We start from the raw sequence: 22534 nt of genomic DNA, 5'->3' as shown, positions 1-22534 counted from the left end.
TTGATCGCGTCTCGATACGTGGTCACCGGGTCATGGCTCACTTGCGCTTCCGATAGCCTCGATCGGGTGAGTCGATTCGCCCATCCCGCCGGGGACCGGCACGCCGAGATGCTGCCCCACGAGCGCCCGCCGCTGGCGCCCGCCGACCTCAACCGGATCAACCCCGCGATCTGGCCCCGAACGTCGGCCCGGACCGACGGCGCGCTCACGGTCGGCGGCGTCGACGTCCGCGACCTGGCCCGCGAGCACGGCACGCCCCTCTACGTCCTCGACGAGGACGACGTGCGCTCCCGCATGCGCGACTACGCCACCGCCTTCGCCGGCTCCGAGGTCCACTACGCCGGCAAGGCGTTCCTGTGCAGGGAGATCGTGCGCTGGCTCCAGGAGGAGGGCCTCGGGCTCGACGTGGCCAGCAGCGGCGAGCTGGCGGTCGCGCTGAGCGTCGGCTTCCCCGCCGGGCGCATCACCATGCACGGCAACAACAAGTCCGCGGCCGAGCTGACCAAGGCTCTGCTGGCGGGGGTCGGGCACATCGTGGTCGACTCGTTCGACGAGATCGCCAGGCTCGGCTACCTCGCCGAACAGCACGGCAAGCGGCCCAAGGTGATGGTCAGGGTGACCACCGGGGTCGAGGCGCACACGCACGAGTTCATCGCCACGGCGCACGACGACCAGAAGTTCGGGCTGTCGCTGAGCACCGGGGCGGCGGCCGAGGCCGTACGCAGGATCCTGGCCCTTCCCCAGCTCGAGCTGGTCGGGCTGCACTCGCACATCGGCTCCCAGATCGTCGACACGGCCGGGTTCGAGGTGGCCGCGCGGCGGCTGGCCACGCTGCTCGTCCAGATCAAGGACGAGCACGGCGTGGTGCTGCCCGAGCTCGACCTCGGCGGCGGCTACGGCATCGCCTACGTCGAGGGCGACGAGGCCCCCGACATCAAGGAGCTGGCCGACGGACTGCGCGAGATCGTCTCCAAGGTGTGCGTGGACGCCGGCCTGCCGGTGCCCCGCCTGACCGTCGAGCCCGGCCGCACCATCGTCGGCCCCGGCGGCATCACCCTCTACGAGGTCGGCACGATCAAGGACGTCGAAGGGCTGCGCACCTACGTCAGCGTCGACGGGGGCATGAGCGACAACGTGCGCACGGCGCTCTACGCCGCCGATTACACCGCCGTGCTGGCCAGCCGCGCCAGCGAGGCCGAGCCCATGCTCAGCCGCCTGGTGGGCAAGCACTGCGAGAGCGGCGACATCGTCGTACGCGACTTCCACCTGCCGTCCGACCTTGCCCCGGGCGACCTGATCGCCGTGGCCGCGACCGGCGCCTACTGCCGTTCGCTGGCCAACAACTACAACTACCTCCCCAAGCCGGCCGTGGTCGCCGTCTCCGGCGGCGCCTCCCGCGTGATCGTGCAGGGTGAGACCGAGGACGACTTGTTGAGGGGGCAGTTGTGAAACCGCTGAAAGTGGCTCTGCTGGGCTGCGGCGTCGTCGGCTCGCAGGTCATCAGGCTCATGCACGAGCAGGCCGCCGACCTGGCCGCCCGCGTCGGGGCGCCGCTGGAGCTGGCCGGGGTCGCCGTACGCAGGCTGGGCCGCAAACGCGACGTCGAGATCGATCCCGCGCTGCTGACCACCGACGCCGAGTCGCTGGTCACCCGCGACGACGTCGACATCGTGATCGAGGTCATCGGCGGCATCGAGCCCGCCCGCTCGCTCATCGTGGCCGCCCTGTCGAGGGGCAAGTCGGTGGTCACCGCCAACAAGGCGCTGCTGGCAGAAGACGGCGCCACCCTCCACGAGGCCGCCAGGTCCGGTGCCGGCGACCTCTACTTCGAGGCCAGCGTGGCCGGGGCCATCCCGCTCCTGCGGCCCCTGCGCGAGTCGCTGGCCGGCGACCACGTCAACCGGGTGCTCGGCATCGTCAACGGCACCACCAACTACATCCTCGACAAGATGGACTCCACGGGCGCGTCCTTCACCGACGCCCTGGAGGAGGCCCAGACCCTGGGCTACGCCGAGGCCGACCCCACCGCCGACGTCGAGGGCTTCGACGCCGCCGCCAAGGCCGCCATCCTGGCCGGGCTCGGCTTCCACAGCCGCGTGCGCGCGGAAGAGGTGCACCGCGAGGGCATCACCGAGATCACCGCCACCGACGTGGCCTCGGCCAAGGCCATGGGCTACGTCATCAAGCTGCTGGCCATCTGTGCCCGCTCCGACGACGGCCGCTCGTTCGGGGTGCGGGTGCACCCGGCGATGATCCCCCGCTCGCACCCGCTGGCCGGGGTGCGCGAGGCGTACAACGCGGTCTTCGTGGAGGCGGAGTCGGCGGGGCAGCTCATGTTCTACGGCAAGGGCGCGGGCGGGGCCCCGACGGCCTCGGCGGTGCTCGGCGACCTGGTCGCCGTCGGGCGCAACCGCCTGGCGGGCACCCGGGGGCCGGAGGAGTCGACGTACGCGGAGCTGGCCGTGCACCCCATGGGGGAGACGGTCACGCGCTGCCACGTGGCACTCGACGTGGCCGACAAGCCGGGCGTGCTGGCGCGGGTGGCCGAGCTGTTCGCCAAGCACGACGTGTCGATCCAGACCGTGCGCCAGGAGGGCCACGGCGACGACGCCCAGCTCGTCATCGTCACCCACCGCGCCACCGACGCCGCCCTGTCGGCGACGATGGAAGGGCTGCGGGAGCTGGACATCGTCCGCGCGGTGGCGAGCGTGATGCGCGTGGAGGGCGACGAGTAGCCCCTCCATCGTCCGGGCGACGAGTAGCCCCGCGGGAGCCCGCCTACTCGTCGCCGGGGAAGGCCAGGCCGCGGACGCGGCGCACGGCGCGCCTGAGCACCGTGCGGTCCCGGTCCCTGGCCCGTTCCCTGGTCAGCCGGACCGCCTCGCGCCGCCACGCCTCGGCCTTCTCGTGCCATCGGGCCGCGTCCCTGGCGCTCTTGCCCGCCGCCTTGCGCAGTTGCCCCAGCTCCGCCCTGAGACTGGTCGTGCGCTTGCGGTAGAGGGCCAGCTCCTTCTCGTACGCGGCCGTGAGCAGGTCGAGGTCCGACGGCGGCGGTTTGCGCGGCGGGTAGACGGCCGGGCGGCGCCGCAGCCCCCACGACTCCCCGTCCACCCACTCCAGGCCGAACAGGTCGTCCACGAGGTCGTCCAGCTCGTGGTCGTCCAGGTCGCCGCCCGGCGTCGCGACCAGCGCGGCCCGTGAGAGTGCGGCCGTGCGGTCCAGGCGGGCCACCGTGACGCCCGTCCGCGTCTCCTCCAGCGCGACGCAGAGCGTGCCCAGGTCGTGCTCCTCCATGTACTCCACCAGCCGCCGCACCGCGTCCTTCGCCACGACCCAGCCCGGCGGCAGCGACAGCCGGAACGGGGCCGTGCCGGGCAGGGCGGCGTCCCCGGCCCTGGGGAGGTGGACGCGGGCGTCGTGGGCGAAGGCGGCGTCGAGGAGCCGCAGGTCGAGGTACGGGTCGGCCAGCGGGGAGCGGCGTTCGGCGGTGAGCGAGTCCCAGGGGGCGCGGACGGTGACCCTGATGTCGGGGAGGGAACCGGCCAGGAGGGAGTCCACGCTCGCCCGTACGTCCTCGTACGAGCCCTCCGGCACCGTCGCCTCCACGTACGGCACCAGCCACTGCCGCCCCGCGTCCGTGCGCAGGTAGCGCCGGTAGGGGACGCGGTCGGCCACGTACGGGTCGTTGTAGCGCTTCAACGCCTGGAAGTCGCGCATGGCCGTGGGCAGGCCGACGTGCCACGCCCTGGACTCCGGGTCGGGCACGTACACGACGCCCGCCTGCGTGAGCCGGTACCCCAGCTCCGTGTCCTCCGCCAGCACCAGCGCGGTGTCCAGGCCGCCGATCGAGCGCAGCAGCGCGGCCGGGTACGACACCGTGGCCCCCACGTGGATCCGGGTGGCCAGGGAGTTCGGGGCGGTGCGCAGGCCGTCGTGGTCCTGGATGATCTTCTCGGCCCAGTCGTGCCGCTGCGGGGAGAGGGGGAACAGCTCCGCCTCCGTGCCCGCCTCCAGAGCCCTCCTGACCTGCTCGGGCGTGGGCAGGGCCGCGCCGGTCCCCCCGGAGTCGGTCCCCCTGAAGTCGGCCGCGGTGAAGTCGATCCAGCCCAGCACCACCACGTACGGGGCCAGGTGGTGCCACCGGAGCTGGGCCTCCACGTGGTGCCGGTGCGGCACCATGTCGGCGTCCAGGACGAAGACGACCTCGCCGGTCGCGGCGTCGAGGCCCGCCTGCACCGCCCAGGCCCGCCCCCACCCGCCCGGCGGGCTGGAGACGAGCTTCGTCCGCGACGGGACGATCTCGGGCAGGTGCAGCGGCGTGCCGCTGCCGTCGTCCACGACGATGACGTCGAGGAGGTGCTCGGGGTAGGTCTGCGCCGAGAGGGCCGCGAGGGTCAGGTCCAGGGTCTCCTGGCGGTCGTACGCCGGGATCACGACGGTGACCGTGCGCGTGGGCTCCCAGGCGCCCAGCTCGGGCGGGGTGAGGACGCCGTAGTCGTTGCGGCGGATGCGCGGAATGCCGGTCATGGGCGCGCGCTCCCGTCGAGCGGCGACGGGCTCCCGTCGGCCGGGACGTCCGGATCGACCTGGGAGTCCAGGTCGGCCGGGGCGTCCAGGTGCATCAGGGCGCTCGGGCGGAAGCCGCGCCACTGCCGCCTGTTGCGCTGCAGGAACGTCCCGATCGGCTCCTGCCAGGTGTGGTTGGCGGCCGGGCCGCGGCGCAGGATGTACCCGAGCCCGTGCGTACGGTAGATCTGCCCGCCCGCGGCCTGCAACGCCTCCTGGAACTGGGTGTCCACCGACCGCCGCAGCGGCCTGAACCCGCCCACCGCCTGGAACGCAGAACGCTCCACCAGGATCGTCCCGCCCGCCACGAAGCTGGTGATCTGCTCGGTGACCTGCCTGCGGTGCACGGTGACGTCGATGGACGACAGGTAGACGAACTCCGGCACCGTGCCGACCACCTGGGCCCCCGAGTACGCGTGGGCCAGCAGCAGGTCGGCCAGGAAGTCGGGGCCGTACCAGTCGTCGTCGTCCATCTTCAGCAGGAACGACCCGGAGGCCCTGGCGGCGGCGTCGTTCAGCACCTCGCCGAACACGGCCCGGTGGTCGGCCTCGAACACGGTCAGCGGCCCCTCGAACGCGTCGATCGCCGCCGTCACGTCCGGATGCCCCTTCGGCACCCCGTGCAGGGCGAGGATCACCTCGAGCCGGGCGTCGCGCTGCCGGGCGACCTGCTCCAGCGCGAACGCCACCATGTCGGCCCGGCGCGTGGCCAGCAGCACAGAGGTCAGCGGGGGAGCCGGGGCGGGGGCGCCGAACTGCTCCCACCGGGCCGCTACCCCGTGCGTACGCAGGGCGGCCCGGCGCAGGCGGATGCTGTGCTCCTCCCGCCGCAGTTCGTCGGTGAGGTCGGGGGAGCGCGAGATCAGCGTGACGAGGTCGTCCCCGAGGGCGCGGGCCCAGCGCGGCACCGCCTCGGTCACCACCAGCGGCACCCCGGCGGCGGCCAGCCCGGCCAGCACGCGTACGGCCGCCAGCGGCCCGCTGTGCGCGTGCAGCCAGCCGACCTCGACGCCGCGGATCTGCCGCAGCCTGGCCACGTCGGCGTCGGTGACACCGCCCGACTCCGCGAACGACGTCACGACCTTCCCGTCCAGCACCACCGACCAGCGCCCGTCGCGCTCGGACAGGGCCGCCATGCCGCGGGCGGGCGTGGTGACGAACCCCTGCGGGTTCACCAGCCGCTCGTCCACCGGCGGGATCATGGACGGCTCGCCCAGCACGTCGGGGTCGGCCAGCGGCGAGGCGGCCATCCCGGGCCGCCCCAGGCGCTCCCAGCTCACGGCCCGCAGCGCCGGCCGCTCGATGGGCGTCTCTTCCCCGGCCCACTCCGCGCCGCCGGACGCCCGCTCGCGCGGCTCCGCGAGGTCCGTGAGGTCCGTGAGGTCCGCCCCGAGCGTACGCAGCACGAGGTCGCTGCCCGGCGCGCCGACCCGCTCGGGCACGGGCCCGGCCAGCTCCGCGGGCGTCGCGTTCGGGTCACCGGGCCGCCAGTCGGCCGCGCCCACGCCCGCGACGGCTGCGGCGGGAGCCGCGATGACGTCGAGCCGGTGCCCGGCGAACGCGCGGGCCGTGGCCGTCACCGTGCGCCCGGCGGGGGTGGCGGCCGAGAACCGCGCGTCCACCACCCAGACCCGGTTCTTCGGCTGGTACACCCGCAGGTCCACCAGCGACCGCCAGCGGTGTGCCGGTGTGGGCGTGGGGACGGGGGCCGGATGCGCGGCCGGCGTGTCGAGCACGGCCACCACGACCCGCTCTGCCTGCGGCAGCAGCTTGTGCAGCGTGGCGATCCTGCGCAGGTCGGTGGGCGTCTTGGCCAGGACGAGGACCTCACGTACGGGCTCCGGCTCCGTCACGGGCTCCAGCAGGTCCCGGTCCAGGTCCACCACGCCGCCGTCGCGGGAGGGCAGCTCAGGGCCGTCGATGCCGGCGGCGTACACCCGGGCCCCGTCCAGCTCCGCCAGCAGTCGCTCGATCATCCGGCGCTCCGCAGGTGACGGATGATCGAGTGCAGCGGGCCGCGCCGCTCCTGCTCGCCCGGGGGCTCGGCGGCGGCGAGCCGGTCCACCTCGGCGGTCAGCCGGGCCACCTCGGCCCGCAGCTTCTTGACCTCGCCCAGCCGTTCCCCGGCCAGCGCCCGCCACTTCGCCGGCTCCCCGGTCAGTGGCTCGGCCTGCTCCGCCGTCGCGAAGCCGTACTCGGATCCGCTGACCCACTCCGACCCGAACAGCTCGTCCACCAGGTCGTCGGCCGCGCCGGGGAGCAGGGCGGCGCGGGCGAAGGCGGCCGTACGCTCCAGGCGGGCCGTGACGACCTCGCTCCCGCCCTCCGCGAGCGCCACGCACACCAGGCCGAGCACGTCGCGGTCGGCGTGGCGGACGAGGGCGGCCAGCGTGTCGGCGCCCAGCACCCATCCGGTGGGCACGGTGACCAGGAAGGGCGCGGGCGCGGCCGAGACCGGTGCGCTCTCCGCGAACTCCACCCGGGGCTCATGGGCGTAGTGATGGCTCAGCAGCCGCAGCTCCAGCATCGGGTCGTCGAGGCTGGAACGCCGTTCGCCGGTCAGCTTGCCCCAGGGGCCGACGATCGTGACCGCGGCGTCGGTGAGCGTGCCCGCCAGCGCCGAGTCCACGGTCGCCCGCGTCTCCTCGTACGTGGTGGCGGTCACCGCGACGCGCACGTAAGGGACCAGCCACGTGCGGCGGGGATGCCCGCGCAGCCAGCGCAGGTCGGGGATCAGGTCACCGAGGTACGACCAGTTGTGCCGGTGCACCTCCTTCTCGCGCAGCATGACCGTCGAGGGGCCGACGTGCCATCCCCTGGCCTCGGGGTCGGGGACGAACACCGCTCCCGCCTGGGCCAGCCGGTAGCCCAGCTCGGTGTCCTCGGCCATGTTCAGCGCGGCGTCCACGCCGCCCGCCGCGCGCAGCAGCTCGGTCCGCACGGAGGAGGAGGCCCCGGTGTGCAGCAGGTACGCGCTCGCCCCCGCGTCCTTGAGCCGCCTGGTGGACTCCAGGGTCTTCCTCGTGTACTCCGTCTGGACGCCCTCCTCGCCCGGCGCGTCCACGAACCTGGTGTCGCCGATCACCACCGCGTAGTCGATCAGGTGGTGCCAGCGCATGTGCGCCTCGAGGTGGTCGTCGGCCAGGATCATGTCCGCGTCGAGCCAGTGGACCACGTCGCCCGTGGCCGCGAGCTGCCCGGTCTGGCGGGCGGTGCCGCGTCCCCACCCGTCGGTCACCCGTACGACCCGGGCCCCGGCCGCCTCGATCGGCGGCTCGCTGCCGTCGTCGGCGACGACCACCTCGACCAGCTCGGCCGGGTACGTCTGCCGCGCCAGCGCCGCGATCGTGCGCTCCAGCGCCTCCGCGCAGTTGTAGGCCGGGATGACCACGGAGACCCGCAGCGTGGGACGCCACGTCCCCAGAGCGGGCGGGCGCAGCACGCCGTAGTCGTTGTGCCGGACCCGCGTCATACCCGGTCCTCGGTGGCCAGCGCGCGGACCTCCTCGCGCAGTTCCCGCACCTCGCGCGCCTGCGCCATGGCGTTGACCCGGTCCTCGCCGAGCGAGGCCAGGATCGCGCCCAGGTCGTCGGCCCGCCGCGCGGCCGAGTCCTCGACGGCCCGCACCAGCACGTCCAGCCTGGTCTCGATGTTCTTCAGCGCTGCCGTGCTCCTGGCCAACTCGGCCTCGTGTTTCTTCATCCGCAGGTCGATCCGGTGCGCCTTGCCGTCGATGCGGCGCACGGTGAGCAGGACAAGGGCGAGGGCCGCCAGCGTGACCAGGAAGGCCACCGCGGTCGCCGCGGCACCGAACGTGATCAGATCGGCGAGGACGAGGAGCGCCAGCCCGCCGAGGATGATTGCTGCCAGGGGTGCGGCGGTCGCCGCCAGTCGGCGAGGCGAGAGCATCCGCGCAAACCTTTCGTGATTTACAACTTTTTCATGGACATCAGCGGCGTCACGGACATCCAGGGATTATTGACACCCTAATAAACATCGGCAACTACCGCGCCATAAGTTCTGAAAGATCACAGCGAACGTTCAGGCTCGTCACCTGCGCCACCGGGCCTGCCGAATGTGTCACTCTCGTCTACTCGCGAGTAAAACCGGCGTAAGGTAGGCGCCGATCGAGTCCAAACGATCGAGGAGCACACCACCCATGTCCGTCACCCCCTGCGGCTTCACCCGCACGCCGGACAAGGGGCCGGCCCCCCTGCGCTGGGCCGACGGCGACTGGACGGTCGAGGGCCGGCGGCCCGAGGTGTCGTCGCTGCGCCCACTGCGAGGGCTGGAGGTCGAGTGGCCCGACGCGCCGGTGCCGCTCGACGGGCTGATGCTGCTGGCCGCCGCCGGGGTGCCGCTGACCGCCGACCGCGCCGCGCCCTGGGTGCCCGCCGACCTCGCCGCGCTGCTCACCGACCGCGACTGGCTCGGCCACGTCCCCGACGGCACCGCGCGCTGCCTGGCCGACCTGCGGCGCGAGGAGCACAGCGTACGCCTGCGCCGCCTCGCCCACCCGGCCGCCGCCCCCGCGCAGGTCAGCATCGTCATGGCGACCAAGCGCCCGGGGCTGGTGGGCGCGGCCCTGGCCCAGATGGAGCGCCAGCGGGACGTCTCGGCCGAGGTACTGCTGGGCCTGCACGGGGTGGCCTTCGAGCAGGTACGCGAGGAGGTCGAGCGCTGTTCGCTGCCCGTGAAATGGGTCGAGGCGGCGCAGTCGGTGCCGTTCGGGGAGGTGCTCAACCGGGCGGCCGCCCTGGCGAGCGGCGACCACCTCGCGAAGTGGGACGACGACGACTGGTACGGCCCGCGCCATCTGGCCGATCTGGCCATGGCCCTGGCGTACACGGGGGCCGACGTGGTGGGCACGACGGCCGAGTTCTTCTACCTCGAACCGCTGAGGGCGACGATCAGGCGTACGACGTTCGCCAGCGGGGCGAGCTATCCGAGTGAGGTCTGGGCGGATCACGTGGCGGGCGGCACGATCCTGGTGTCCAGGGTAAAATTTCAGGAAATAGGTGGATTTCCTGGTCTGCCCAGGGCTGTTGATCTTGAATTTCTGAAAGCGGCCCAAAAGGCCGGCGCCCGTACCTACCGGACCCACGGGCTCGGTTACGTCCTGCGCAGGGGCCTCAGCGCCGAGCACACCTGGCAGCTCCCGCTGGCCCACTTTGTCAAGGTGGCCGCCAACCAGTGGCGCGGCTTCCGTCCCAGCCTGCTGATGGAAGCCGCATGACCGCCCCCGCCCGCCGGGTACGCGGCAACGACTACCGGGTGCTCGCCCCCGAGCCCCACTTCACCCCGCGCCTGACCGTCAGCGTGGTCATCCCGGCGTACGGCGGCCAGGACAAGCTCGACCTGGTCTTACAGGCGCTGGCCCGGCAGACCTACCCGGCGGAGCTGACGGAGGTCATCGTCGTCGACAACGCCAGCTCCCCGCCGTTACGCCTGCCCGAGGGCGCCAGCGCCCGCCTGGTCGTCTGCGAGCGCCCCGGCCGGGCCGCCGCCCGCAACGCCGGCCTGGCCGAGTCCACCGGGGAGGTGATCCACTGGCTCGACTCCGACGTGGTGCTGACCCCCGGCGCGATCGAGGCCCACATGCGCTGGCACCACGCCGCCCCCTACCTCGTCGTGACCGGCTACATCCGCTTCACCCCCGCCGACGTGCCCGCCGAGCTGCCGCACGACCTCGAGACGGCCTTCGAACCCGCCGAGCCGCACGCCTGGCTCGTGGACCTGGTCGAGCGCACCGACGGCCTCACCGACAACCCCCAGCGCCCCTTCAGCCTGCACGTCGGCGGCGCCACCTCGGTCGGCGCCCGCCTCGTCGAGGCCGCCGGGCCCATGGACGAGGAGCTGATACTCGGCCAGGACACCGAGATGGGCTACCGGCTGTGGCAGGCGGGCGCGGTCTTCGTACCGGAGCCGGCGGCCCGCGCCTACCACCTCGGGCCGACCATGCGCATGCGCGACAAGCGGCCCATCGACCGGGTCAGCCACGCGTTCGTGGCCGACCGCATCCCGGCCTACCGGTGGCTCAGAGGGCATCCCGGGCGGCAGTGGAAGGTCCCGTACGTCACGGCGGTGGTGGACGGGACGGGCGGCTACGACGGTGTGCGCGCGACGGTGGACGCCCTGCTGGCCTGCACCGTGCCCGACCTGTCGGTGCTCGTGACCGGCCCATGGGACACGCTCGGCCGCGACCACCGCGCCCCGCTCGAAGACCCGGACCTGGAGCTGGTGCTCGTCCACGGGCACTACCGCCACGAGGGACGGGTACGCCTGGCCCCGACCGGCGACGTCGATCCGGCCGTGCCGTTCGTGCTGCGGCTGCCCGGCGGCTGGATCCCCGGCGAGGACACCCTCGCCCGCCTCCTCGACCTGGCCCGCGACGAAGGGCTGGGGCTGGTCGACGTGCTGCTGGGGGAGTCGTCCGAGTGCGTCGTGGCGGCCCGGCTGGAGCGCGCCTCGTCCTTCGCCAGGGCCCGCCTCGTCGCGGCCGACGGCGAGGCCCTCGACGACGTCGTGGACACGGTGTCCGGCGTGGCCTGGGTCGCGGGCGAGACCTACGGCTTCTTCACCACGGGTGCGACCACAGCGCCGACCACGGGTGCGACCACAGCGCCGACCACGGGTGCGACCACAGCGCCGACCACGGGTGCGACCACAGCGCCGACCACGGGCTCGACCACAGCGCCGGCCACGGATCTGACCACTGGCCCGACCACTGGCCTGGCTACGGATCTGACCGCTGAGGCGGCGGAGGCCCCGCTGGGGCGGCGTGGGGCGTACCGGGCCCGGGCGGCGGCGCGGGCGGAGGCCGACCGGCTGGCCAAGGAGGCCGAGCGGCTGCGGGCCCAGGTGGCCAAGTGGAAGGAGGAGGCGGGGCGCTGGCGCAGGTCGGCCGTGGAGCTGCGGCGCGAGGTCGGCGCGCTACGCCGCCAACTCGCCGCCGCCGGCCGCGCCCAGCAGGGCCTGCGCACGCTGGTCTCCACCACGATGAGACGCGCCCTCAGCAAACGCCTGCGCGGCTGACCCGGCCGCTCCGCGCGGGGAAGCCCCCGGCCGCTCCGCGCGGGAAGCCCCCGGCGGCTCCGTCCGGGGAAGCCTCGGACGCTCCCGGCGAAGCCCCGGCTACTCCGTCCGGGGAAGCCTCGGCTGCTCCGCCCAGGGGAGATCCCCGGGCCGTCAGTTGGGGCGCAGGGCGGACTTCAGCCGCCGCAGAAGCGTGCGCTCCGGCGTCTCGCCCGGGACGCCCACCGGCTCCTGAGCCGGAAGCCGGGCCTGCTTCTGCGCCTGGTTGTTCTGCGCCTGCTTGTTCCGGGGCTGATCGTTCTGCGTCTGATCGCTCTGGGGCTGATTCCGGGGCCCGTCGAGCGCCGGGACGACCACCGGCTCGGGCTGCGGGGGAGCGGGCCAGAAGCGGTCGGGAGTCTCGTGGCGCACGCCGTGCGTGGCGTCGATGATCTCGTCCGGATCGTCGCCCGCGTCGCCGAGCAGCACGGCGCGGCCCAGGGCGGAGGTGCGTTCGAGCCGGGCCGTACGCCCGTCGGGCAGGTCCACCACCAGCACGCCCACGAGGTCCTTCTGCACCGACTCGATCATCCGCTCCAGCGTCGCCCGGTGCAGCGGCACGTCCACAGGCCCCCGATAGCGGAACGGGGTCGGCGCGGGCGTCGGGGCGGCCTCGTCGATGAGCCGGACGCGTTCGTCGTGCGCGAACAGGTCACGCATCAGCCGCAGCTCGAAACACGGGTCCGACAGCGCGAAGCGGCGCGAGTCGCTGAGCCGCGACCACGGCCCCACCAGCGTCACCACGACGTCCTGCAGCTTGCCGTCCAGCGCCGCCGCCACCGCCTGCCGCACCACCGACTCGGAGGTGTCGGTGACGTCGAGCACGATCTCCACGTACGGCACCAGCCACCGCCGCCCCCGGTCCTTGCGCAGGTCTCTGCGCTGCGGAATCCGGTGCGCCAGGTACGGCTCCACCGCCCGCACGGCCCGCTCCCTGTCGCGGTGCTGGGCCGGCAGCCCCAGGTGCACGGCCTGCGCGGCCGGATCGGGCACGAACACCACCCCGTGCATGGCCAGCCGGTACGCGAACTCGGTGTCCTCTCCCCTGGCCACGGTCGGGTCGAGCCCGCCCACCGCGTGGAAGACCTCCCTGGGAAGGGCGAAGGTCGGGCCGGTGCACACGTGGTAGGGGTTGCGGCTCTTGCGCAGTCCGTCGGTCTTGGCGATCGTCGCCTCGGTGGAGCTCGCCACGGCCGCGTCCAGGTCGAACAGCTCTCCCAGGTGTCCCGCCTGAAAGACCTGCCCGGGGGTGACCGGCGGCGCGTCGACGAACCTCTTCATGCCGATCGTGACCAGGTAGTCCGTCACGTGGTGCCAGCGGGCCATGGCCTCGATGTGCTCGCGGCAGGCCACCATGTCGGAGTCGAGACGCTGGATGATCTCTCCGTCGGCGGCCTTGGCGCCCGTGTTGACGGCGTTGGAGATGCCCCAGCCGTCGTGGACCCGTACGAGGCGGGTGTTGACCGGGCGGATCTCCGGCAGCCGGATCGGCGGACGGCTGCCGTCGTCGACGACCAGGACCTCGATGAGGTGCTCCGGGTACGTCTGCGCGGCCAGCGCCGCCAGCGTCAGGTCGAGCTTGTCCTGCCCTCCGTGCGCGGGTATCACCACGCTCACGGAAAGGGCGGGTGACCAGGCGCCGAGCTGCGGTGCCGCCACTGGTGAATAGTCGTTCTGCCTCAGAGCAGGACGCGCGTTCATGGTCGTGACCCCCTCCCGAGACCTTATCGGGAGATGCTGAGAATTTCCTGAATAGTGCCCCTGTCCAACGGGCGAGTCGCACCGTGTTCGCCTGGTGTCGTGCCCGGCGCTGTGCCCGGTGTCGTGCCCGGTGTGGTGGGCCGTGTCCGGCCCGGGACTCGGCACCAGGACGGTCGCCCGCACCCCGTAGACTCGGTGCCCAACAGCGCAGGTAGGGAGTCATCATGAGCAGGTCGTGGCGTGGCCTCATCGAGGAGTACCGCGAGCGTCTTCCGGTCACCCCGAAGACGCCGGTCATCACGCTGCTCGAGGGCGGCACGCCGCTGGTGCCCGCGCACCGCGTCTCCGCCCTCACGGGGTGCGACGTCTACCTGAAGGTCGAGGGGGCCAACCCGACGGGCAGCTTCAAGGACCGCGGGATGACCATGGCCATCAGCAAGGCGGTGGAAGAGGGGGCCAAGGCGGTCATCTGCGCCTCCACCGGCAACACCTCGGCGTCCGCGGCGGCCTACGCCGTACGCGCCGGGCTGACCTGCGCCGTGCTGGTGCCGCGGGGGAAGATCGCGATGGGCAAGCTGGCCCAGGCGCTCGTGCACGGGGCCACGCTGCTGCAGGTCGAGGGGTCGTTCGACGACTGTCTGGAGATGACCCGCAAGCTGTCGTCCAACTATCCGATCGCGCTGGTCAACTCCGTCAACCCGTTCAGGTTGCAGGGGCAGAAGACGGCGGCGTTCGAGATCGTCGACGCGCTGGGCGACGCGCCCGACATCCACTGCATCCCGGTGGGCAACGCGGGCAACATCTCGGCGTACTGGATGGGTTACTCCGAATACGCCGCCGACGGCGTGTCGACGAGGCGGCCGCGCATGTTCGGCTTCCAGGCCAGCGGCGCGGCGCCGATCGTCCAGGGGGCGCCCGTCGCCCATCCGCACACGATCGCCACCGCGATCCGCATCGGCAACCCCGCCTCCTGGTCGCTGGCCACCGCGGCCCGCGACGAGTCAGGCGGGGTGATCCAGTCGGTGACCGACCGGAAGATCGCGGCCGCGTACAAGCTGCTGGCGCAGGAGGAGGGCGTGTTCGTGGAGCTGGCCTCGGCCGCCAGCGTCGCGGGCTTGCTGCAGGCCCACGGGCAGGGCATGGTGGAGGCGGGGCAGCGCATCGTCTGCACGGTCACGGGCAACGGCCTGAAAGATCCCGACTGGGCCATCTCGGGGGCTCCGGCGCCGGTGGTCATCCCCATCGACGTCCACGCCGCCGCGGCGGCGCTCAACCTCGCCTGACGGGGGCGCACGGGGAGTGACGAGGGAAAAGTGAACGCATGACAACCGTTGACATCCGCGTGCCCGCCACGTCGGCGAACCTGGGGCCCGGGTTCGACGCGCTGGGGCTGGCACTGAGCCTCCACGACGACGTCGAGGCCACGCTCACCGGCGAGCGCGGCGTACACGTCAGCGTGGAGGGGGAGGGCGCGGGGGAGGTCGATACCGGCGAGGGTCACCTGGTCGTCAGGGCCATGCGCGCGGCGTTCGCGCGCATGGGCGTGCCCCAGCCGGAAGGCATACGCCTGCGCTGCCGCAACAGGATTCCGCACGCGCGTGGCCTGGGGTCGTCGTCGGCGGCCGTGTGCGCGGGCATTCTCGCCGCGCGCGCCCTGGCCGGCGCCGAGTTCTCCGATGACGCGGTTTTCGCGCTGGCCACCGAGATGGAGGGCCATCCCGACAACGTCGCCCCCTGCCTGGCGGGCGGGCTGACCGTGGCGTGGTCCGACCACACCGAGCTGCCGCGTATGGTGAAACTCGCTCCCGACCAGCGCATCCGTCCGGTCGTCGTCGTGCCGTCGGCACGGCTGTCCACGGAGGCGGCGCGGGGGCTCCTGCCGAAGGACGTGCCCCACAAGGACGCCTCCTTCAACGCCGGCCGGGCCGCGTTGCTGATCGCCGCGCTGACCCAGCGGCCAGAGCGCGAGCTGCTGCTCGCGGCCACGGAGGACCGCCTCCACCAGCCCTACCGCGCGCCTGCCATGAGGCAGAGCGCGGATCTGGTAGAACGTCTCCGTGCAGTGGGCGTGCCCGCGGTCGTTTCGGGAGCGGGGCCCACGGTTCTTGCGTTTTCGACATCGGATACGCAGGATTTGATCGCGCCAGAAGTGGGTAATGACTGGCACATCCAGCAAATGGACGTCGACCCGTTTGGTGCGAACGTTCAGTTCCCCGAGACACGCTGATGCCTCTTTAGACCTTCAGGGAATAGCCGTGTGCGCTGGTGATGTTAGGCTGGTAGCCGCACCAGATGCCCCCTTGGTGGGTGCGTGCTTGTCAGCCATACATCGCTGCATCATGCTTCACGTCGCGAGGCGTGGGCAGCGCGGCTGTCTCCCCGGAATCCGTTGCCTCCGGTTGGCCCACACCCGGTTGGCTCAACGCGAGGTGGCGACGACGGGGATCTGTGCGTTCGAATCATCTCGACATCTGGTTGGCGACAGCAATCTGGGGGGTGTCAGCCACGCGCCAAGGGCCATCGGCGGCGTGGGCGAGCCCCTCCCCAAGAGTGGCGGCCGTCTCAAGCGACAGCCGAAGATCGCAAAGTGCACCCCGACCCGGTCTGTCCCGCCGGATCGCAAGCACCTCCGGGACGCCCGGAAGAACAAATCCGGCGCCCGACCCCTGGGAAGGACCTTTTAGTTGAGCGACACCACCGAACTCCTCTCCGACGCATCAGGCGCTGAGCCGGCGTCCGGCGACACCCCCACCCGCGCTCCGGCCAAGCCGCGTGCGCGTCGCTCCGGCACCGGCCTGTCCGCCAAGGTGCTGCCCGAGCTGCAGAAGATGGCCGCGGAGCTGGGCATCAGCGGGACCGGGCGCATGCGGAAGAGCCAGCTCATCGCGGCCATCCAGGAGAAGCAGGGTGGCGGTTCCGGAGACGGCGCGACCCCGGCCGCCGCCGCGGCGGAGACGCCCGCCCCCGTTTCGACGGAGGCGGCGCCCGCGGCCGAGCGGCCCACCCGTACGCGCAGGGAACGTTCCCGCGCCAAGACCGCCGACGACCCCGCCCCGCAGCCCGCGCCGGCACCGGCCGCCGACCCCGTGGTCGTCGCCCCGGAGCCGGTCGCCGCCGCTCCGGCGGAGCCCGTCGTGGAGCAGCAGGAGGCCGGGCAGAGCGACCTGCGGGCCGAGCGTGGCGAGAGCCGGCGCGAGCGCCGCAGCCGCGGCGAGCGCCGCGAGCGCGGCGACCGCGGTGAGGGCGGCCGCGCCGAGAGCGGCCGCGACAGCGGCCGTGGCGAGCAGCGCGAGCGCGCCGCCGCGGACTCCGGCCGGACCGACCAACGCGGTGACCAGCGTGGCGACCAGCGCGGTGACCAGCGTGGCGACCAGCGTGGCGACCAGCGGGGTGATCAGCGCAACGACCAGCGGGGTGACCAGCGCAACGACCCGCGCGGTGGCATCGACGACGACGATCGCGGCGGGCGCGGTCGCAGGGGCCGCTTCAGAGAGCGCAACCGCGGCCGCGGCCGTGAGCGCTACGAGGGCGGCGGCGAGCCCGTCGTCGGCGACGACGACGTGCTCATCCCCATCGCCGGCATCCTCGACATCCTCGACAACTACGCTTTCGTCCGCACCAGCGGTTACCTGCCGGGCAGCAACGACGTCTACGTCTCGCTGGCCCAGATCCGGCGTAACGGCCTGCGCAAGGGCGACGTCATCACGGGCGCCGTCAGGCAGCCGCGCGACGGCGAGCGGCGCGAGAAGTTCAACGCCCTGGTCCGCCTCGACACCGTCAACGGCATGGACCCCGAGCAGGCCCGCAACCGGCCCGACTTCAACAAGCTGACGCCGCTCTACCCGCAGGAGCGCCTGCGCCTCGAGACCGAGCCGAACATCCTCACCACGCGGATCATCGACCTCGTCTCGCCCATCGGCAAGGGCCAGCGCGGCCTCATCGTCTCCCCGCCCAAGGCCGGCAAGACGATGGTGCTGCAGGCCATCGCCAACGCGCTCACCCGCAACAACCCCGAGTGCCACCTGATGGTCGTGCTCGTGGACGAGCGGCCGGAAGAGGTCACCGACATGCAGCGGTCGGTCAAGGGCGAGGTCATCCACTCGACCTTCGACCGTCCCGCGGAAGACCACACCACGGTCGCCGAGCTGGCCATCGAGCGCGCCAAGCGCCTGGTGGAGCTGGGCCACGACGTGGTCGTCCTGCTCGACTCGATCACCCGCCTCGGCCGTGCCTACAACCTGGCGGCCCCGGCGTCCGGGCGCATCCTGTCGGGTGGTGTCGACTCCACGGCCCTCTACCCGCCCAAGCGCTTCTTCGGCGCCGCCCGCAACATCGAGAACGGCGGCTCGCTGACGATCCTCGCCACGGCCCTGGTCGAGACCGGGTCGAAGATGGACGAGGTCATCTTCGAAGAGTTCAAGGGCACCGGCAACATGGAGCTCAAGCTCAACCGGTCCCTGGCCGACAAGCGGATCTTCCCGGCGGTCGACGTCGACGCGTCCAGCACGCGTAAGGAAGAGATCCTCATGGCCAAGGAGGAGCTGCAGATCGTCTGGAAGCTGCGGCGGGTGCTGCACGCTCTCGACATGCAGCAGGCCCTCGAGCTCCTGCTGGAGAAGATGAAGGAGACCAAGTCCAACGCTGAGTTCCTCATGCAGGTCCAGACGACCACGGTGAGCAACAGCCGCGACTAGCGCAGGTCCTGAGCGGGGCGGCACGGGTTCCACACCCGTTGCCGCCCCTTTCACGTCGAGCCGGTTTCCGCCCGCGCCGACGTCACGGCGGGGGTGGGGCTAGCCCCACCCGTGCGACGGCTGTCTCCCGTATTCACCGCGGCGCTCGTCCCGTGCAGTCTGAAGGACATGCGATCGGTGGCGTTGAAGGACCGGGTGCCGTACGGGCCCAAGGGTCCGCTGGGTGTCCTGGTGGATCCGATGACGTGGCGGGCGGCTCCGTACCTGCTGGTCACCGGCTTCTTCGGGCTCGGGTGGTTTCTCGTGCTCGGGGTGGCGATCCCGGCGGCGCTCACCCTGTCGGTCGTGTGGGTCGGGCTGCCGCTCATGATGGCCACGGTGCTGATGTGGCGTGGCGGCGCGATGCTGGAGCGGCGGCTGATGCGCGTGACGCTCGGCGTCAGGCTCCCCGACCACTACCGCCCGAGGCCCGAGCAAGGGCTCAGCGCGCACCTGCGTTGGCTGCTGTCCGACCCCGCCACCTGGCAGGACCTGGGTTACCTGCTGATGCTGCTGACGCTGGGCGCGCTGGAGGTGCTGCTGTCGTTCTGGATGTGGCTGGCGACGGGGATGCTGCTGGTCCAGCCGCTGCTGGCCCTCCTGTACTTGACCACCGGCTTCTCCAGCGAGCTGATGATCGACAACTGGGTGGGCGCCTGCGTCGCCGGGCTGTTCGGCGTCGTGGTGCTCGTGCTGACGGCGTACCTCGTGAGGGGGATGGCCTGGCTGCACGGGACGCTGGCCACGGTGCTGTTCAGCGGCGACGAGGCAGGACGGCTGCGGGCCAGCAGGGCCAGAGGGGTCGACGCGGCCGAGGCCGAGCGGCGCCGCATCGAGCGCGACCTGCACGACGGCGCGCAGCAGCGGCTCCTGTCGGTGGCGGTCGACCTCGGACGGGCGCAGGCGAAGTTCGACACCGCCCCCGAGGAGGTCAGGGCGCTCATCGCCCAGGCCCACACCGGCACCAAGGCGGCCATCGCCGAGCTGCGCAACCTCGCCAGGGGCATCCATCCGGCGATCCTGAGCGACCGCGGGCTCGACGCCGCCCTCTCGGGACTGGCGGCGCGGGCGCCGATCCGGGTGGACGTCTCCGTCGAGCTGGACGAGCGGCCGCCGGCGGCGGTGGAGAGCATCGCGTACTTCATCGTGGCCGAGACGCTGGCCAACATGGCCAAGCACTCCAGCGCCACCGAGGCGTCCGTGACGGTGATCAGGGACCGGCGCGGCGTGGTCGTGGACGTCTGGGACAACGGCATCGGCGGCGCGGTCGTCAGCCCCGGCGGCGGCCTGTCCGGGCTGGCGGACCGGGCGGCCACCATCGACGGCGTCCTGGTGCTGCACAGCCCCGTGGGCGGGCACACCCTCGTACGCGCGGAGCTGCCGTGCGAGTGGTAGGCGGACCCCGTGGACGGCTCTCGGTGGACGCTGAGCGCGATCCCCTGTAGTCATGTGGCCATGCGCGTGGTCATCGCCGAGGATTCCGTACTGCTGCGCGAGGGGCTCGCGCGGCTGCTCGCCGACGGCGGCATCGAGACGGTCGTCGGCGTCTCCGACGGTCCCTCCCTGGTGGCCGCGGTGCTGGAGCACGAGCCCGACCTGGCGATCGTCGACGTACGCATGCCGCCCACCCACACGGACGAGGGCCTGAGGGCGGCGCTGGAGGTGCGCGCGGCCCGCCCCGACTTCCCGATCCTGGTCCTCTCCCAGTACGTCGAGGAACGCTACGCGGGCGACCTCATCGGCAAGGCCGTCGGCTACCTGCTGAAGGAGCGGGTGGCGGACGTGGCCGAGTTCCTGGAGGCCGTACGGCAGGTGGCGGCGGGCGGCACGGTGATCGACTCCGAGGTCGTGGTGCAGTTGCTGAGCCGTCAGCGCCGGGGCGCGCCGCTCGACTCGTTGTCGCCGCGCGAGCGCGAGGTGCTGGCCCTGATGGCCGAGGGCCGGTCGAACACCGCGATCGCCGCCCGGCTCGTCGTCACGGAGGGCGCGGTGGAGAAGCACATCTCCGGCATCTTCGCCAAGCTGGCACTCGGTCCGGCCCCTGAGGACCATCGGCGTGTGCTCGCCGTCCTGACCTACCTGGGGCGGTGACCTTCACGCGCCGCGTGAATGTCCGCCGGGGGAATGTCCGATGGCCTGGGATGGTTGCACGATCTGGCACACTGGTAGCTGACCGTTTTGCGGTTCCGGTTCACGCCGTGCGTGAAGGCGACCCGGCGGCCGCACCCCGAAAGGACAGCCATGAAGCGCGACATCCACCCCGAATACCACGTGACGCAGGTCTCCTGCTCCTGCGGTAACACGTTCACCACCCGTAGCACGGCCAAAAACGGCGTGATCCACGCCGACGTGTGCTCTGCCTGCCACCCGTTCTACACCGGCAAGCAGAAGATCCTCGACACCGGCGGCCGGGTGGCCCGCTTCGAGAAGCGCTTCGGCAAGAAGGCCACGGGCAACTAGCTTCACTCACGCCGGCCCGGACGCACCCGCGTGCGCCGGGTCGGCGTTGTTGGTGAAACGGCCGAACTTTACGCAAAAGGGACCCACGGTGAACCTCGACGAGTTGCTCAAGGAGTATTCCGAGCTGGAGTTGCAGCTCGCCGACCCCGCCGTGCACGCCGATCAGGGCAAGGCCCGCACCCTCGGCAGGCGCTACGCGCAGCTCACGCCGATCGTCGGCACCTATCGCGAGCTCGACTCCGTCCGCGACGATCTGACCGCCGCCAGAGAGCTGGCCGGCGAGGACGAAGCGTTCGCGGCCGAGGCCGCCGAGCTCGAAGAGCGCGTCCCGCAGCTCGAAGAGCGGCTCAGGCACCTGCTCATCCCGCGCGATCCCAACGATGACAAGGACCTCATCATGGAGATCAAGGCGGGCGAGGGCGGTGAGGAGTCCGCGCTGTTCGCGGGCGACCTGCTGCGCATGTACCTGCGCTACGCCGAGCGGCTCGGCTGGAAGACCGAGATCATCGACAGCCAGCCCTCCGACCTGGGCGGGTACAAAGACGTCACGGTCGGCATCAGGGCCAAGGGCGACGAGGGCGTGTGGTCCCGGCTGAAATACGAGGGCGGGGTGCACCGCGTGCAGCGGGTGCCGGTCACCGAGTCGCAGGGCCGCATCCACACCAGCGCCGCCGGCGTGCTCGTCTACCCGGAGGCCGAGGAGGTCGACGTCCAGATCGACTCCAACGACCTGCGCATCGACGTCTACCGCTCCAGCGGTCCCGGCGGCCAGAGCGTCAACACCACCGACTCCGCGGTCCGCATCACCCACCTGCCCACGGGCGTCGTCGTCTCGTGCCAGAACGAGAAGAGCCAGCTCCAGAACAAGGAGTCGGCGCTGCGCATCCTGCGCGCGCGGCTGCTGGCCATCGCTCAGGAGCAGGCCGAGGCCGCCGCCCAGGCCGAGCGCAAGTCGCAGGTGCGCACCGTCGACCGCTCCGAGCGCGTACGCACCTACAACTTCCCGGAAAATCGCATCTCCGACCACCGCGTCGGCTTCAAGGCGTATAACCTCGACCAGGTTCTCGACGGCGAGCTGAACGCCGTCACCCAAGCCCTCATCGACGCCGAGATGGCGGAGAAGCTCGCACAACACTCATGACATTTCTGCTGGACGAGATCGCGCTCGCCACCGCCCGGCTGGCCGAGGCAGGCGTTCCTTCGCCGCGCACCGACGCGGAGGAGATCGCGGCGTTCGTCCACGGCGTGCGCAGGAGTGAGCTGCACACGGTCAAGGACGCCGACTTCGACGCGCTGTTCTGGGAGGGCGTCGCCCGGCGCGAGGCCCGCGAGCCGCTGCAGCACATCACCGGCCACGCCTACTTCCGCTATCTGGAGTTGGCGGTGGGGCCAGGGGTGTTCGTGCCGCGGCCCGAGACCGAGGTGGTGGCAGGCTGGGCCATCGAGACCCTGCGGGAGATGGACGTGACCGCCCCGCTCGTCGTCGACCTCGGCACCGGTTCCGGAGCGATCGCGCTCTCGATCGCCCAGGAGGTCGCGCTGGCCGAGGTGCACGCAGTGGAGGTCGATCCCGCGGCGTACACGTGGGCCAAGCGCAACATCTCCGAGCACGGCCAGGGCCGCACCCACCTGCACCCCGACGACCTCGCCGAGGCGCTGCCCGAGCTGAACGGCAAGGTCGACCTGGTCATCTCCAACCCGCCCTACATCCCGCCCGGCGCGATCCCGCGCGACCCCGAGGTGCGCCACTACGACCCCTCCAGGGCTCTGTACGGCTCAGGGGACGACGGTCTGGGCGAGGTGCGCGCGGTGGAGCGCACGGCCCGCCGGCTGCTGCGTCCGGGCGGCTGGGTGGCCGTGGAGCACGCGGACGAACAGGGCAGGGCCGCCTACTTGACCTTCCCCGAGGACAACGGCTGGCGTGACGTGCGCCTGCGCCAAGACCTCACCAGAAGAGACCGCTTCGTCACGGCCAGGCTGGGCCAGGACTAGGATGCACG

At 72.1% G+C, this 22534-nt stretch carries 17 protein-coding genes; 12 read left to right on the top strand and 5 right to left on the bottom strand.

Going from position 1 to position 22534, the window contains the following annotated elements; all coding sequences use genetic code 11:
- Positions 1–66: 66 nt before the first annotated feature.
- Both lysA and ACZ6S0_RS15060 read left to right on the top strand, forming a co-directional pair.
- Positions 67–1449: a diaminopimelate decarboxylase gene (lysA, locus tag ACZ6S0_RS15065; protein WP_465916849.1), complete on the top strand. Its 1383-nt coding sequence runs from the start codon at positions 67–69 to the stop codon at positions 1447–1449.
- Positions 1446–2735 (top strand): homoserine dehydrogenase, encoded by a 1290-nt coding sequence (locus tag ACZ6S0_RS15060; protein ID WP_465916848.1) that lies wholly within the window; start codon positions 1446–1448, stop codon positions 2733–2735. Before lysA ends, ACZ6S0_RS15060 begins: the two co-directional genes overlap by 4 nt.
- A 43-nt stretch (positions 2736–2778) precedes the next feature.
- On the opposite strand, the gene ACZ6S0_RS15055 is transcribed toward ACZ6S0_RS15060, so the two are convergent.
- The 4 genes from ACZ6S0_RS15055 to ACZ6S0_RS15040 are packed head-to-tail and all read right to left on the bottom strand — an operon-like array spanning position 2779 to position 8475.
- Positions 2779–4527 carry a glycosyltransferase family 2 protein gene (locus ACZ6S0_RS15055; protein WP_465916847.1) on the bottom strand — a complete coding sequence of 583 codons (1749 nt, stop codon included), beginning with the start codon at positions 4525–4527 and terminating at the stop codon, positions 2779–2781.
- Positions 4524–6542 (bottom strand): glycosyltransferase, encoded by a 2019-nt coding sequence (locus ACZ6S0_RS15050; RefSeq protein WP_465916846.1) that lies wholly within the window; start codon positions 6540–6542, stop codon positions 4524–4526. Before ACZ6S0_RS15050 ends, ACZ6S0_RS15055 begins: the two co-directional genes overlap by 4 nt.
- Positions 6539–8038, bottom strand: a complete 1500-nt coding sequence (locus tag ACZ6S0_RS15045; protein ID WP_465916845.1) for a glycosyltransferase family 2 protein — start codon at positions 8036–8038, stop codon at positions 6539–6541. The genes ACZ6S0_RS15050 and ACZ6S0_RS15045 overlap by 4 nt, the downstream gene beginning before the upstream one ends.
- Positions 8035–8475, bottom strand: a complete 441-nt coding sequence (locus ACZ6S0_RS15040; RefSeq protein WP_465916844.1) for a hypothetical protein — start codon at positions 8473–8475, stop codon at positions 8035–8037. Before ACZ6S0_RS15040 ends, ACZ6S0_RS15045 begins: the two co-directional genes overlap by 4 nt.
- 250 nt (positions 8476–8725) lie before the next feature.
- On the opposite strand from ACZ6S0_RS15040, the gene ACZ6S0_RS15035 reads away from it, so the two are divergent.
- Both ACZ6S0_RS15035 and ACZ6S0_RS15030 read left to right on the top strand, forming a co-directional pair.
- Positions 8726–9802: a glycosyltransferase family 2 protein gene (locus tag ACZ6S0_RS15035; protein WP_465916843.1), complete on the top strand. Its 1077-nt coding sequence runs from the start codon at positions 8726–8728 to the stop codon at positions 9800–9802.
- On the top strand, positions 9799–11601 hold the full coding sequence (locus ACZ6S0_RS15030) for a glycosyltransferase (RefSeq protein ID WP_465916842.1): 1803 nt from the start codon (positions 9799–9801) through the stop codon (positions 11599–11601). Before ACZ6S0_RS15035 ends, ACZ6S0_RS15030 begins: the two co-directional genes overlap by 4 nt.
- Before the next feature lie 153 nt (positions 11602–11754).
- On the opposite strand, the gene ACZ6S0_RS15025 is transcribed toward ACZ6S0_RS15030, so the two are convergent.
- The gene (locus ACZ6S0_RS15025; protein WP_465916841.1) at positions 11755–13299 is read right to left on the bottom strand and encodes a glycosyltransferase family 2 protein; all 1545 of its coding nucleotides are present in this window, start codon (positions 13297–13299) and stop codon (positions 11755–11757) included.
- 266 nt (positions 13300–13565) lie between these two features.
- Between ACZ6S0_RS15025 and thrC the strand changes: the two genes are divergently transcribed.
- The 8 genes from thrC to prmC all read left to right on the top strand — a co-directional run bounded on the left by thrC (position 13566) and on the right by prmC (position 22526).
- Positions 13566–14624: a threonine synthase gene (gene thrC / locus ACZ6S0_RS15020; protein ID WP_465916840.1), complete on the top strand. Its 1059-nt coding sequence runs from the start codon at positions 13566–13568 to the stop codon at positions 14622–14624.
- Positions 14625–14662: 38 nt separating this feature from the next.
- Positions 14663–15568, top strand: a complete 906-nt coding sequence (gene thrB / locus ACZ6S0_RS15015) for a homoserine kinase (protein WP_465916839.1) — start codon at positions 14663–14665, stop codon at positions 15566–15568.
- Positions 15569–16025: 457 nt separating this feature from the next.
- On the top strand, positions 16026–18035 hold the full coding sequence (gene rho / locus ACZ6S0_RS15010) for a transcription termination factor Rho (protein ID WP_465916838.1): 2010 nt from the start codon (positions 16026–16028) through the stop codon (positions 18033–18035).
- 168 nt (positions 18036–18203) lie between these two features.
- Entirely contained in the window at positions 18204–19469 is a 1266-nt protein-coding gene (locus ACZ6S0_RS15005) for a sensor histidine kinase (protein ID WP_465916837.1), read from the top strand.
- A 60-nt stretch (positions 19470–19529) separates the two neighbouring features.
- On the top strand, positions 19530–20165 hold the full coding sequence (locus ACZ6S0_RS15000; RefSeq protein WP_465916836.1) for a response regulator: 636 nt from the start codon (positions 19530–19532) through the stop codon (positions 20163–20165).
- A 150-nt stretch (positions 20166–20315) separates the two neighbouring features.
- Positions 20316–20534, top strand: a complete 219-nt coding sequence (gene rpmE, locus ACZ6S0_RS14995) for a 50S ribosomal protein L31 (protein WP_360692478.1) — start codon at positions 20316–20318, stop codon at positions 20532–20534.
- Between the two features lie 88 nt (positions 20535–20622).
- Positions 20623–21675: a peptide chain release factor 1 gene (prfA, locus tag ACZ6S0_RS14990; protein ID WP_465916835.1), complete on the top strand. Its 1053-nt coding sequence runs from the start codon at positions 20623–20625 to the stop codon at positions 21673–21675.
- A complete protein-coding gene (prmC, locus tag ACZ6S0_RS14985) occupies positions 21672–22526 on the top strand; it encodes a peptide chain release factor N(5)-glutamine methyltransferase (protein WP_465916834.1) in 855 nt (284 codons plus the stop codon). Before prfA ends, prmC begins: the two co-directional genes overlap by 4 nt.
- Positions 22527–22534: the final 8 nt, after the last annotated feature.

It is taken from the genome of Nonomuraea sp. NPDC051298 (assembly GCF_055586305.1).
Note: the sequence above shows the minus strand (reverse complement) of the source record. Positions and strands in the feature narration are given on the sequence as shown.

Coding starts and splice junctions, on each gene's coding strand:
- ACZ6S0_RS15050 (WP_465916846.1), bottom strand. CDS start 6,542: ATGATCGAGCGACTGCTGGCGGAGCTGGACGGGGCCCGGGTGTACGCC.
- ACZ6S0_RS15000 (WP_465916836.1), top strand. CDS start 19,530: ATGCGCGTGGTCATCGCCGAGGATTCCGTACTGCTGCGCGAGGGGCTC.
- ACZ6S0_RS15055 (WP_465916847.1), bottom strand. CDS start 4,527: ATGACCGGCATTCCGCGCATCCGCCGCAACGACTACGGCGTCCTCACC.
- thrB (WP_465916839.1), top strand. CDS start 14,663: ATGACAACCGTTGACATCCGCGTGCCCGCCACGTCGGCGAACCTGGGG.
- ACZ6S0_RS15030 (WP_465916842.1), top strand. CDS start 9,799: ATGACCGCCCCCGCCCGCCGGGTACGCGGCAACGACTACCGGGTGCTC.
- thrC (WP_465916840.1), top strand. CDS start 13,566: ATGAGCAGGTCGTGGCGTGGCCTCATCGAGGAGTACCGCGAGCGTCTT.
- ACZ6S0_RS15040 (WP_465916844.1), bottom strand. CDS start 8,475: ATGCTCTCGCCTCGCCGACTGGCGGCGACCGCCGCACCCCTGGCAGCA.
- prmC (WP_465916834.1), top strand. CDS start 21,672: ATGACATTTCTGCTGGACGAGATCGCGCTCGCCACCGCCCGGCTGGCC.
- ACZ6S0_RS15035 (WP_465916843.1), top strand. CDS start 8,726: ATGTCCGTCACCCCCTGCGGCTTCACCCGCACGCCGGACAAGGGGCCG.
- ACZ6S0_RS15005 (WP_465916837.1), top strand. CDS start 18,204: ATGCGATCGGTGGCGTTGAAGGACCGGGTGCCGTACGGGCCCAAGGGT.
- rpmE (WP_360692478.1), top strand. CDS start 20,316: ATGAAGCGCGACATCCACCCCGAATACCACGTGACGCAGGTCTCCTGC.
- ACZ6S0_RS15045 (WP_465916845.1), bottom strand. CDS start 8,038: ATGACGCGGGTCCGGCACAACGACTACGGCGTGCTGCGCCCGCCCGCT.